The sequence below is a fragment of the Ruthenibacterium lactatiformans genome (assembly GCF_000949455.1).
Lineage (GTDB): Bacteria > Bacillota > Clostridia > Oscillospirales > Ruminococcaceae > Ruthenibacterium > Ruthenibacterium lactatiformans.
Genome location: NZ_JXXK01000053.1, coordinates 1 through 12,117, shown reverse-complemented (window position 1 = coordinate 12,117; position 12,117 = coordinate 1). Strand labels below are relative to the sequence as shown.

The 12,117-nt window shown below is 46.5% G+C and carries 15 protein-coding genes; 5 read left to right on the top strand and 10 right to left on the bottom strand.

The window, feature by feature from the left end; all coding sequences use genetic code 11:
* The 5 genes from TQ39_RS18825 to TQ39_RS22055 form a co-directional block, all read right to left on the bottom strand.
* The coding region (locus tag TQ39_RS18825; protein ID WP_156146423.1) for a hypothetical protein at window positions 1-792 on the bottom strand (792 nt) is incomplete at its 3' end.
* Between the two features lie 14 nt (window positions 793-806).
* Window positions 807-4,451, bottom strand: a complete 3,645-nt coding sequence (brxC, locus tag TQ39_RS18820; RefSeq protein WP_050006674.1) for a BREX system P-loop protein BrxC — start codon at window positions 4,449-4,451, stop codon at window positions 807-809.
* 13 nt (window positions 4,452-4,464) lie between these two features.
* A complete protein-coding gene (locus TQ39_RS18815; protein ID WP_050006673.1) occupies window positions 4,465-5,055 on the bottom strand; it encodes a DUF1788 domain-containing protein in 591 nt (196 codons plus the stop codon).
* Window positions 5,055-5,657, bottom strand: a complete 603-nt coding sequence (locus TQ39_RS18810; RefSeq protein ID WP_050006672.1) for a DUF1819 family protein — start codon at window positions 5,655-5,657, stop codon at window positions 5,055-5,057. The genes TQ39_RS18815 and TQ39_RS18810 overlap by 1 nt, the downstream gene beginning before the upstream one ends.
* Window positions 5,658-5,671: 14 nt before the next feature.
* The gene (locus TQ39_RS22055; protein ID WP_050006676.1) at window positions 5,672-5,908 is read right to left on the bottom strand and encodes a helix-turn-helix domain-containing protein; all 237 of its coding nucleotides are present in this window, start codon (window positions 5,906-5,908) and stop codon (window positions 5,672-5,674) included.
* Window positions 5,909-6,381: 473 nt separating this feature from the next.
* Here TQ39_RS22055 and TQ39_RS18800 point away from each other — a divergent pair, with 473 nt between their 5' ends.
* Complete coding sequence (locus tag TQ39_RS18800; protein WP_050006671.1) at window positions 6,382-6,762, top strand: plasmid mobilization protein; 381 nt, start codon at window positions 6,382-6,384, stop codon at window positions 6,760-6,762.
* Window positions 6,749-8,359, top strand: a complete 1,611-nt coding sequence (locus TQ39_RS18795) for a relaxase/mobilization nuclease domain-containing protein (RefSeq protein WP_050006670.1) — start codon at window positions 6,749-6,751, stop codon at window positions 8,357-8,359. The genes TQ39_RS18800 and TQ39_RS18795 overlap by 14 nt, the downstream gene beginning before the upstream one ends.
* Window positions 8,360-8,413: 54 nt before the next feature.
* Here the strand turns inward: TQ39_RS18795 and TQ39_RS18790 are convergent, their stop codons facing one another.
* From TQ39_RS18790 to TQ39_RS18780, 3 genes are read right to left on the bottom strand one after another with little or no spacing between them, the layout of a single operon-like run.
* Window positions 8,414-8,908 (bottom strand): hypothetical protein, encoded by a 495-nt coding sequence (locus tag TQ39_RS18790; RefSeq protein ID WP_050006669.1) that lies wholly within the window; start codon window positions 8,906-8,908, stop codon window positions 8,414-8,416.
* A 20-nt stretch (window positions 8,909-8,928) separates the two neighbouring features.
* A complete protein-coding gene (locus tag TQ39_RS20015; protein WP_069955782.1) occupies window positions 8,929-9,441 on the bottom strand; it encodes an SLOG family protein in 513 nt (170 codons plus the stop codon).
* Window positions 9,428-9,661 (bottom strand): hypothetical protein, encoded by a 234-nt coding sequence (locus tag TQ39_RS18780; protein ID WP_050006668.1) that lies wholly within the window; start codon window positions 9,659-9,661, stop codon window positions 9,428-9,430. The genes TQ39_RS20015 and TQ39_RS18780 overlap by 14 nt, the downstream gene beginning before the upstream one ends.
* 216 nt (window positions 9,662-9,877) lie before the next feature.
* Here TQ39_RS18780 and TQ39_RS18775 point away from each other — a divergent pair, with 216 nt between their 5' ends.
* Window positions 9,878-10,042 (top strand): helix-turn-helix domain-containing protein, encoded by a 165-nt coding sequence (locus TQ39_RS18775; protein ID WP_338092849.1) that lies wholly within the window; start codon window positions 9,878-9,880, stop codon window positions 10,040-10,042.
* Window positions 10,043-10,143: 101 nt separating this feature from the next.
* Here TQ39_RS18775 and TQ39_RS18770 read toward each other — a convergent pair whose 3' ends face one another.
* Window positions 10,144-10,548 carry a helix-turn-helix domain-containing protein gene (locus TQ39_RS18770; RefSeq protein ID WP_050006667.1) on the bottom strand — a complete coding sequence of 135 codons (405 nt, stop codon included), beginning with the start codon at window positions 10,546-10,548 and terminating at the stop codon, window positions 10,144-10,146.
* Between the two features lie 237 nt (window positions 10,549-10,785).
* Here TQ39_RS18770 and TQ39_RS18765 point away from each other — a divergent pair, with 237 nt between their 5' ends.
* Window positions 10,786-11,061: a hypothetical protein gene (locus TQ39_RS18765; RefSeq protein ID WP_050006666.1), complete on the top strand. Its 276-nt coding sequence runs from the start codon at window positions 10,786-10,788 to the stop codon at window positions 11,059-11,061.
* A gap of 154 nt (window positions 11,062-11,215) precedes the next feature.
* The gene (locus tag TQ39_RS18760) at window positions 11,216-11,395 is read left to right on the top strand and encodes a helix-turn-helix domain-containing protein (protein WP_242853546.1); all 180 of its coding nucleotides are present in this window, start codon (window positions 11,216-11,218) and stop codon (window positions 11,393-11,395) included.
* Window positions 11,396-11,453: 58 nt separating this feature from the next.
* On the opposite strand, the gene TQ39_RS18755 is transcribed toward TQ39_RS18760, so the two are convergent.
* The coding region (locus TQ39_RS18755) for a YodL domain-containing protein (RefSeq protein WP_050006665.1) at window positions 11,454-12,117 on the bottom strand (664 nt) is incomplete at its 5' end.

The window sequence follows — 12,117 nt, the reverse complement described above, 5'->3', positions numbered from 1 at the left end:
CAAAGCATCTTGGTTCTGAGAATAGTATACCTCCATCATGCTGCTCATGATATAAAGCTGCATCGAAAGCTCCAAGCTCTCTTTAATCTGGAATGCCTTATTGGCAATAGCATCAAAATCCGTGTACTTCTTGGCCTCATCATTCACTGTAGCATCCAGATCACTCATGTAGAATTCAACATCCTTCATGGCAATCTTCTTTGCAGCCTGCAAGCTGCTGATGGTAGCGATCCGCTGCGATTCATGCTCCATGATGGAACCATAATTCTGGTAAGCATACTTCACAAAGCTCACTTCTGACATCAGTTCAGCCTTTTTGTCCCCATACAGGAACTCCAAGATTTTGTCGATTTTCAGGTTAATCTTGTTCAGTTCGCTATTGATCTGTGTCAGAAAATACTGCCCGGTAGCAATAGACATAGCACTAAACGCACCAAGGAGAGCTGCCTGTCCTGTCATTCCGTAGAAAGAAGCGGAACCCACAAACTTCCCATTCTCCCGGATCATAGAGCCGAAGCCGCCTTGCTGCAAAGCAGTCAATGTATGAGGAAGTCCTGCCGGGAAGCTGGCAGTATATGCGTTTGCCAGCGTTCCAGCTGTTGCTGCCATTGGAAGCTGCTGCAAGAGAGAACTTACATACATCTTCTGGGCAGGGCTAACCTCCATCTTGGTAAACCTACTCCTGTCCTCAAAGTCGTAATTCATCTCGCAGGGAGCAATGTCAAAATTGTAATCCGCCTTCATCATCTGGAAGGACTGTTCACTAATCAATGCACTGTTATTCGGTTCCATACCGCATCCTCCCCTTAGAATTCAATGTTCACAATCGTATCCTCTTCCAGCTGCGCTTTCAGGTTCTCACGCAGGCTTGCCAGATACTTTTCGATGTCTTCCTCGGTCTCCAACCGCCAAGAGGATGTCAGCGTGACAGATTTGATCGCTACACGCTTTTTCTTCTTAACCTTGGGAAGCGGCTTGGGGGGCTCTGCTGGAATATCCGGCTTCTCGCCCTTGGCCTCTGCCTCTTTGCGCTTACGTTCCTCTTCCTCCGCCTTCTTCCGGGCAATGTCCGCATCCATCTGATCCATCTCATTCAAGAGACGCAGCTTCAAGGCCTCTGCCCGGTCGGCATAGGCTCTCAATCGGGAGACGTTATTGCAGTGAGAGGCTTCCTCATGCAACTCCATGAATAAGCCCAAGTAGCGCTCCTTCTTTTGTTCCTTATAATCTTTGGTGTTCAGAACTTCAAAGGTGCGGCTTCTTGCTTCATCAATGGCTGCATAGACAGGCGCTTCCTGCACCTGCAACACTTTACTGTAGGCGTTCATGAACTGCTCCCGCAGTTGCGGCAGCTTGGGAATATCACCATACGGCTCCGCCTTGCGAAGAATGCTGCGCATCTGAGCCACCACATCCTCCAGCTCTGCATCCACGATATAGGTCTTGCTGTCATCGTAGATTGCCAACATGTCCAGCGCCCGCTCAAAGATGGTCTTCTGCTCACCGCCAAAGAAGGCCTTGATCGGCTCATAGTCATAGGCAAAGTCAATCAGATCCTCGGAGGCAGCTGCTACGGCCTTAAAGAACTCCAGCGGAGTAGTTTGCTGCAATACGTTACTCAGGAGTTTCTTGCCTTTTTGAACAGCCATTTTGCCGGGATACTGGCGTTCTTCATATCGGGCTTCCAGAATACTCAGCTCGTTAATCAGGTTCCGGCTATAGGTCTGGAAGGTCTTCATCATGGAGTCTTCATCCTCGCTGACAGCAGAGGAATGGAACAGCTCTTTCATCACATCCCGAACGATCTTTTTATCTTTATCAGACACACGGACACGCTGCTCCATCAGCAGCTTCTCCACATTGGCCTTCTTGGTAATCAGGTTGACGATCTCTTCATCTGATTTATTCAGCAGGGTAACGCTGGCACCGTTGACCGTGAAGGACAGATCTCCACGCTTAAACAGACGGGCAACCAGCCACTCCACATCATCCTCTACAAAACCATAAGGAGCTTTCATGAAGCGGTCTTTGATAGTCTTCATGGAAGTTTTCATGTGCATGTGGGTATTCATTGCTACAAACTGGAGAACATCATCCAGTGCGTGAATGTTGGCCTCCTTGCCGCCCTCCAGATTCAGGGACAACTGATTGGAGGAACGCATCATCTTCCGGATGTCATCCTCACCCATAGCAGTATCAATGTAGGACAGCTTATGATAAACCGTAATAACCAAGCGGCCAATGGCCTCTGTGATCCGGCTGGAAACTTCCTTGGAGGAAAGCTGCGCCCGGTCTCCATTGACATAGATGGTAGCCTCTTTCAGGGATTCCACCAAAAACAGACGGGCATTGCTGTTGCGTTCCCGCATCTCCAGACGTTTAGCTTCCTTGATGCTCTCGTATTTGGAGAGGGCAGAAGAACCAGACGTATTCAATCTCAGGAACTTCTCAATCTTTAAGTAAGTCTGGATTTCATCCATAAAAGCACGGTCATCCGGCAGCACAACCAGAACCTCTTTGCCTTGGCCGGAGATCATGCGCAGCGTGGTTTCCTCCATGCTGACCTCGCTGGCAGGAGTCAGGATATGTACTCCCACATCATAATTCTGACTGGACTTATAAGGCCGATCATCCACGGCCTGATTGAAGCCGAAGGAGTAACGACCATTGAAAGCAGGGTAACGGTACTTTTTGTCTGTGAAGATGTCTTCAAAAATCATCTCAGAGACCTTGTTGATGACCTCAGCCATCTCAACATTCTGGCTATCAATCTCACGGTTGATTTCCTGCTCTTCATCCGTCAGGAATACATAGATGTCCCCATTCTTCTGCACCAGCATTTGACGCATCAGCACTTTCAACGCTTCTTCCACCTGTGTTTTCAGCACAAGACGGTCATCATCAATATTGGAGATCATCAGACTGGTGATATTGTCGATATTCGCTTGGCAAATATCGTTGCAGTATTTGATCATGAACAGCGTTTTCAGCACATCAATGGCAAATACTCCTGTTTCTTTGCCGTCAGGATTGATAAAGCTGTTCTCATAGGCTTTCAAAATCACACTTCTATGGCTATGGTCAAGAAAATTCTCCAGCGCATCGTAGAAGGCGTGGAACGGCACAATGGTTCCGTCTGGATCGTCCATATACTCCATAGCCGACTCTTTGAACATAGCCAGCATAGAACGTTCACCTTCGGACAGATGCTTACCGGATGCACCGTGGGTACGGATGGAGGTCAGCACACTCGCTAAAAGGTTAAACTGATACGGAACAAAGGGATATACGCCAGAGAAGTCATTCTCGTCTGCATACAGCTTTTTCTCTACACCATCGTTGAAGACAACAAGGTTTTTGATGATGGTTGCTTTTTGCCCATAAAGCAGACGCAGCGTCTGAGCTGCCACGTCATTCTTCTCCAGAATTCTCTTCTTGATGACTGCATCCACGTTGGCAGAGGACAGGGAGAGGCGGGTATCAAACCGTCCCTGAATTTTGGAGAAGTCATTGCCCTTCACCTTGGTAATGGAGTCAATATCCTGCTGGCTGGTCACAATGACCCATGCCTTGCCGTTGCACTCCTTGCCCAGCTCTTCGGTAACTGTCTGCATGTTCAGCATCAGTTTGGAATCATCACCGATGTACTGACCGACTTCATCCACCAGAAAGACAACATGATGGTTGTTGCCCTTACGCTCAATATATGCCTTCACACGTTTTGCAAAATCTTCAATGCTGATCCGGTACGGTTCCGCTGCTTTCTCACACCAGTTACGGGCAGCCTGCTCCGACATGAAGCCCATGCCCTCCAGAACCTCCACAATGGTGTCCTGAATAAAGTCAAAGTCCTGCCGGGAATCCACCCAGCTGTCTCCATACGCTTCTTCAAATTTCGCTTTGAATTCCTCATACCGGCCATCTTCTGTAAGGCGGCGCTCCAGATCAGCAAGGAAGGGCATGGAACCACAAAATCCCTGCATCTCATTGAAGACTTTCAGGAACACATTTACAATGGCATCTTTGCTTGCTTTGCCGTTGGAATCGCTCTTGGAGTCAATATTGAACAGCACCACATCCGTGGAGGTGTTGGCTGCCAGCTGCATATCAGCAAGCACCATTGGATCTACAATTTTCTTATCGTCAACAAAGTAATCAATCGCCCGCTTGCCTCCAACCTCACGGTTCTCCAGCAGGTAGGAAAGGATTTTCAGAAAGTGAGATTTACCACTTCCAAAAAAGCCGGAGATCCACACGCCCATCTTAGGCGTGGTTCCCACAATTCCTTTCTTGTAAGAAGCAAAGAAATCCGCAAAGTGCTTTTGCAGCTCTCTGGTAACAACGTACTCTTCCAGCTCCTGCTGCACGTTGCCGTTTTCATCCTGCCCGACAATGATGACACCCTGAATTTCACGGTCAATGGGCTTGGCAAACATATCTCGAATCAGCATCTCTTTATCCTCCTTAGCGTACTATCCGGAATGCCCGATAGTAGTTATCTTCTTTCAATTCATTGAATACAACCAGCTCCTGTTCGGTATAGGTGCCAGGATAAAAAAGCACCATAGGAACTGCTGCGTACTCTTGCGGCATGTTGTAAAGAACCTTATTAAAGACCTCCGGCGCTTGCAGCAAAGGATAACACTTGCCGATACCGGTCAGGAACACCACTGCATTCTCCGGGATATGCTTAGCAATGTAGCTCACAATCAGGTTGTCCTTATCCGTGATTTTCAGAGTGCGCTGCACAGCTGCTGCCACACGGGCAAATCCCTTTTGCTTTTCAAAATCTTCGCATTTTGTGATGAAGTTTTTGCTCTCCAAATGATCCATGATCAGGTCATACAGATCAAAAACCACCAACTCAAATCCATCACTGCCCTTGGAGTTTTTGTTCTTCATATAGGCGATCCGCTCACGGACATCCAGCTCCCGCTCCGGCGGATAATCAAATACCCAGTAATTCACTTCATTGGCCTTGCCTTTGTTCTGGCGGAGTGACGGCTTTTTAATAGCCGCTTCCAGCTGGTCAAGGCGCTCTTCTAAATCTGCCATTATCTCACCCCCGCTATCGCTTTAGCAATCAGCTCCATTCCATTGTCCATGAGCCAATGGGAGAATACCGGATCCAGTATCGGCTGCTTAATTGCACGAACTGTCTTTCCTTTATCCGTCATGCCTGCTTCAAAAAGCATCGTTTTATAGCAAGTGCCAAGGCGCTTGATGGTTGCTTCTGTCCAACCGGCCACTTTCTCGTCCTGCACCTGTTTATTCTTAAAGAAAATCCTCACATCACTGTCTGCATACTCATTGCTTCCGAGAATCATCTTCTCCCGGATAACCTCATACACAAAATCAAAAAACAATGTGTCGTTCGCCATAGCAGCTGCCAACGCAAAGAGCTTCTGCGTGGCTATGTCACTCTCCATAAAAATAGTGTAGAAAGAAGACGGCAAGCAGCTGATCCGAGCTGCAACCGTATTATATATTTTTTCTGCACGATCCTTCGTTGGCGCACCGAAGATGTTTTCTGCCTTATTAAGTTGCTTAATATCTTCCAACTGCTTTCCTTCATTCAGGAGACTAATGACTTTGCGGAATTCCATGAACCAGAAGGACAGTTTTACAGCACCGGCACTGTATTCTTTTCTCTCCATTGTTCTACCTTCCCTTATGATTGTACATCATCAGCTGTCCCATTATCCGGACTCGGAACAATATCAAGAATTTCATCTACCGTGCAATCCAGTGTCCGGCAGATTCTCACGATAACATCCATTGAGACCGTTTCATTTTTTGAGAGCTTGGCGAGGGTGCCTTGGCTGAGGCCAACCTTCTTTTTTAGCTCAGACCGCTTCATGCCTTTATCAATCAACAGCTTAAATAATTTGTTGTAACATACATCCATAATTGCCTGCTCCTTCTCCGCATCATTGGGAAACTGATTAAAAAACACTCTGCGTTCAGTATACCATTTTCCAGACATAATTAAAAGCAAATTATTCACGTTCTCGACGCTTTTGTTCAAAATCTTTTCGCTTTTGAACAATGTTGCTCCGCCCTTTAGAGAATGGCGCTTCGCCGCCATCCTCCGCAGGCTGAGCAATTCGTAAAAGCCCCATCTCGTATATTTCATCACTTTCTGCGTCAGCTTCCTCCGTTTGCGTCCCCACTTTAACGTAGAGGGCTTTTACTCAACAAACAAAGAGCAAGTTTCGCCCGTGCTGCACAAAACTCAAATCTCCCGATTTTCGTTTGTGCCGCTTACGGGCAACTTGTTGGGGATTACGCTCCCCAAACCCTCGTGGACATTGCAGGCAATGTCGGCTCATATTTTGCAAATATTCGCACGGTGACGTATCACCGGAAAGGAGGCACACAATGCCACGCCCGCATAGAGAAAAAATACTGAAACAAGGCTGCCGTGTCAGTGTGAACCTGACGCAATCGCAGTACGAATTGGTCAGCCAGCAGGCCAAAGAAAGCAACATATCCATGTCAGAGTACATTCTGAAAGCGTTGACGAAAGCCAAAGTACACATTCATTATGACCTTGGTGGAATCCGCATGGAGCAGCTGGAAAATCTGATCGCAGAGTACGGTAAGATTGGCAGCAATCTCAACCAGATTGCCCGTCATCTCAACAGCGGCGGAGCTGCCACACCGGACATTATCACCGATGTACGCACAGCCATTTTGGATCTGGATGACTTGAAGTATGACATCCTAAAGATCGTGGGGGAAGCCTATGGCAATCATTAAACATATCGCCAGCAAAAACGCAGACTATGGAGCTGCTGAACGCTATCTGATTTACCAGCATGATGAATTCACGCATAAGGAGATTTTGGACGAGAACGGGAGAAGGATACTTCGTGACAATTACCTGATTGAAGGCATCCATTGTACACCGGATACCTATGCGTTGGAGTGTATGAAGCTCAATCAGGCATACCGCAAAAACAACACCAGAGAAGAAATCAAATCTCACCACTACATCATCAGCTTTGATCCCCGTGACCGGGACGAAAACGATCTGACCCCGGAACGAGCGCAGCAGATGGGAATGGAGTTTGCCGCCAAGAATTTTCCCGGCCATCAGGCCATTGTCTGTACCCATCCAGACGGCCACAACAGCTCTGGGAATATCCACGTCCACATCGTCATCAATAGCCTAAGAAAGCTGGATGTGGAACGGCAGGATTTTATGGAACGGCCAAGCGATAGCCGAGCCGGTAACAAGCATCACCTGTCACGAGATTATCTGAAATACTTGAAGCAGGAGACAATGGATTTATGCCAAAGGGAAAACCTGTATCAGGTTGACCTTTTATCTCCCGCTAAGGTGCATGTGTCCGAGAAGGAATACTGGGCAAGACGCAAAGGGCAGGCCAAGCTGGATGAAAAAAATGAGCAGATTGAAGCAGCTGGTCTCACTCCAAAAACTACAGTATTTGAAACGCAAAAAGACACGCTCCGCAAGGCCATTACCCAAGCCATGCTCCAGAGCAAAACCTTGGAAGAATTCCAGCACATCCTCTTCCAACAATATGGCATTGAAGTCAAGGAGAGCCGTGGCCGATTCAGCTATCTGCACCCCGACCGCAGCAAACCAATTACCTCCCGGCAGCTTGGCACAGACTTTGGGAAAGAGTATATAGAGCAATACATCTCCACCCACAAGCCACAGCAGATTGATCTGTTCCACACTCAGGAGCCAAAGGCCAAGAAACCGAAAATGTCCAAAGGCCAGAGAGCGATTACAAAACCGCAAAACTCCATCCGCCTGATCACCGATTTACAGAATTGCATCAAGGCACAGGAGAACCGCTTCTATGCGCAGAAGGTGAAGGTTGGGAACCTCCAGCTGATGGCAAAGACCGTGGCTTACTTGCAGGAAAATGGCATTGGCACCATTGAAGAATTACAGGCAGTCCTCAGTGAAGCCAGTACCTTGACCAGCACCACACATGATCAGCTCATGGCAACCGAAAAGCGCCTGAAAGCGGTGAACATGCAGATCAAAAACACTGGACAATACTTCGGAAACAAGAAGGTCTATGACCAATACAAAAAGGCGAAAGACAAAGCTGCTTTTCTGGAAGAACACCGTGCCGAAATTATGCTCTTTGAAGCGGCAAAAGTTGCGCTGAAGGAAGCGCAGGGAGACGGGAAGCTGCCTTCCATGAAAATGCTGAAAGCGGAAAAAGAAGAGCTGGTTCAGAAGAAGAATGATCTCTACGAGACCTATTCCTTTGCAAGAGCAAGGAGTAGGGAGCTACAGACCATTCACACCAATATTCAGAGCATCCTCGGTAGCGATTTGTCTACAACACAGGAAGCGAAGAAAGAACGATAAGCTCTATTCCAAAAGACCGGCACCTGAACATAATTACTCAGGTGCCGGTCTCGTCTATTGCAATTCCTTATTATATAAGTCAGTCCGTATAAATTCATCACAAATTTCAAACCAGAAGATAATCTCAATGCCGCCATCTTTTGAGTGAATCCAACACTCTTTCGCATGGGACATCAGATCGCAAAAGACAGACGTAACCGGATTAGTATATTCTTTCTGGAAGACAAGGGTACGGTTGCTGATTGTGATCGTTGCTTTGCTTTCTTCATCTGACTCAATCAGGATATTAGATTGCGTATCCTCGGCCATTTTAATGGCAGCTTGATAGAACCGTTCAAAGGCCTTCCACTTTGTCGGATTCAGCACTCGATGGGAGTATTTTTCTTTCAGGGCGATCTTAGCCATCATCCGCTCAAAGCTGCTTTTCAATTCCAACTCGTCAGCTTTCAGCTCAGCCGGAGTTTTCTTTGCGTTCTCCATCATTGTCTCTCTCTGATATGCCGCAATTTCCTCATTTGCTGCTGTCTCAAACTTCCTCTCAATTCGCATATTACAGTACCTCGCAGATCCTATTCTTTTGTCTCATTGCTCATGGATGGTAAATACATGATGCTGCACTCCTTATCATGACTTGCATAATCAAGTGTATTCTTTGTGCCACCAGCTGCTCCGCTGTAGGCTGCAATCAAAAGAGTAGAATGATCGACCATCCACTGATTCCTTATCTGGAACACTCTTGGGCTATAGTGGAGCGAGATATAGTAGACAGAATCCGCTTGTTTAAGGACTGCCTCGAAGCGTTCTGTCCATCCGTTCTTCCAGTGAAGACCGAAGCCCGGATACGGGACAGCACATACAAGCCGGATTGTTGGATACTTGCTCTTTAGCCGCGCCACTATTTCCGCTGCCCAAATATCAACGCCTTTTGCCATGCCAGAGATAAAGTCCGTCATACCTTGCTCAATGGCTACTTCTATAGCTGCCTGCAATTCTGAAATCACAATATCTTCTGCCACTTTCAGTTTTTCAGGACGATGACCGGTAAAGCAGCACCGATGTTTACGCAGCTCAGTTTCTTCCATCCTTATTCATCATCTCGCTATTCAAATAGATAAGCAATTCTTCTGGAGTCAATATATCTCCATCATGGGGAATCTCGCTCCAGCGCTTCTGAACCTCCGGACTCTGATTGCACATGCCCGCAATCATGGCCAGCTTGATTTGTCTCTTGACTTCATCTACAGTTGTATTATGCAATAAAGCCACTTTCTTATAAATATTCTCCGCTTCCTCTTTTGTCATTTTTTCTTTTTCAAATCCGTACCCTCCGCTACTTCATAGTCTGGTAAAACAGTCTTGACGGAAATAAACGCATCCTGTCATTTCCAGTCGATCATATTATATCGTATTGTGGGTATACCCACAATATTTATTTTCCTCAATTCCACATATAATTTAACCATCAGAAAGCGAAAGCTGGTGGTTAAAATCTACGATTACAGCCCTTTATGGGAAACGATGGAGGCAAAAGGAGTCACTCAATATCAACTGCTGAAATCCGGCATTGACAATAAGACTCTGGATTCTCTGAAAAAGAACAAGAACATCACGATGGTCACGCTGGAAAAGCTGTGTAAGATTGTCGGATGCACACCAAATGACATAGTGAGATTTACAGACTGACGTTACGGATTGCTCATGTGGCGATACGTAGCGTCTTGTTTTTATGCAAAGGAAATCCCCGTGCGGAACCACAACATGGCTCCAACACGGAGATTTTAGATTCAACTATTATTTTGGGGGAACTGCGCATTGATTTCTCCCACTACTCGGCAGTAATCTTCAAATGTTTCAACGTCCGGATGGTTGTCATTCCATCTCCGCAGGTGTAGTGCGCTGTCGCTAAGCAGTTTAATCTGTTCCTGAGAAAAAGGAATAAGCTCTCGATAGATGTGATCCAATTTCAAACCAGCTTCACAAGGGTCATGATTAAACAGCATAGCGGGAGAAATATTCAAGAGAAAGATGTATTTTAGCACCACTTCCATTGGAGGATTGCCAGTTCCACTTTCTAATTTTTTGACTGTTCTAACATCTACATCTACTTCATCCGCAAGTCGTTGTTGAGACCAGCCTTTTTCCTCACGTGCCTGTTCCACCAACTTCCCGAAATACTCAAAATCATTCATGCCAATCCCTCCGTTTGTATATTTCAATTACTATATCACAGGCAGAGAAAATCGCCAAACATTTGAGTTCGTGTCGAGTGCGCTGAAAGGTGTATTTTGAAGTAGTGTAAATTCACCATCAGTGGTATAATGACATTATAAGCTCAATGGAATCTGACTTTGAGAATCTGATTAACAGAAATAAATTCGCAATCTCGGGCATTAAGGTTGCAAAATCAATAAAAAGGAGAGAGACACATGTCCAGAAAGAAAGTAAATATTGCTATACCAAAGTTAAAGCAACACGCAGATAAAGTCTTAGCTGATTTAGGGTTTATTTGTACTGCCGATGAATTCATGGATGAATATAAGAGACAGTTTGGCGAGGAATATAAAAAATACGAACGTGGCTATTCGGAAGTATTACAGCAACAAAAGGCAGGAAAAGGCACACCACCGGCACCAGATAAATACTTAAAACTTGCATATAATAATGCTGTTGCAAGACATAAGAAAGAACAGGCTGTTGATTGATTTTCTCTTTCATAGTTATCTAACTGCTATTGAATATCTTTCGGATCATAAAGCTAAGGAGATATAACGCTAAGGATTATATGGAACGCATAAATCAACACAAGGATCCGCTGGTCGGCACGAACCTCCGGCGATTAAGAGCAAAAAAAGCCTGATGAATAAGGAGATTGTCGCACAGCTGCAACTGCGGGGAATTGATATTACAACCGGCACTTACAGCAAGGTGGAGCTTGGCCTGAATAACCCCAGCGTAGACTTGCTGATCGCCCTCACCGACATTTTGAAATGTGACTACAACAGCTTCTTTGAAGGACATCAACAGTACATGCAATAAAAAGAAAAGCCCGGTGCAGGCTGCCACATCATCGTGACAACCCACACCGGGCTATTTTTTAGCTCAGGTCAATGTCCTTGGACTTGGGACGTTTGACTTCCGGAGCTGCCTTATCGGCCTTCTCCACTTCCGCTTTTTTCTCCTGTAACTTCTCCATCACAGACGGCTTTTTGCCTTCGGACTTTTCTTCCTCCTGTGCTTTAGAGCCGTTGTTGATGATCCCGTCAATCATGCCGTAGTCATCTTCGACCATCTCTTCCACCTTAGCAAGGTGGTTTCTCTGCATCTGGTCTTTGGCACCAGCTTCCTGCGGCACATCCAATGTGGGAGCCTGTGCGGCCAAGTCAGCTTCGGTCTCCCGGATAGCAGCAACAACACTCGGTTCAATACCACAGGTGACATCCTCGGCCATGAGCCTTCCGTTGCTGTCCACGACCACGCCAGCCGCTTCATCTCCGAATTCATCATGTTCCATGAGGAAATAATCCTTGCCGTCCACCTGTACCTTTTCAATAGTGTGCCATGTGCCAAAGTGTCCTTCCACCGCAAGGCCGGAGGTCTTTTCATCCACCAGAGCCATGTCGTGCTGCAAAAAGTCCGGGATTTCAGTAAAGCCAAAGGAATCCACATAATGGGCTGTGTCTTTGCCATTCTCATGCAGTACCACCACATCACTCACAGAGAGGGAATGCCCACGGAAGTCATCCGGATGCTGGAGATTG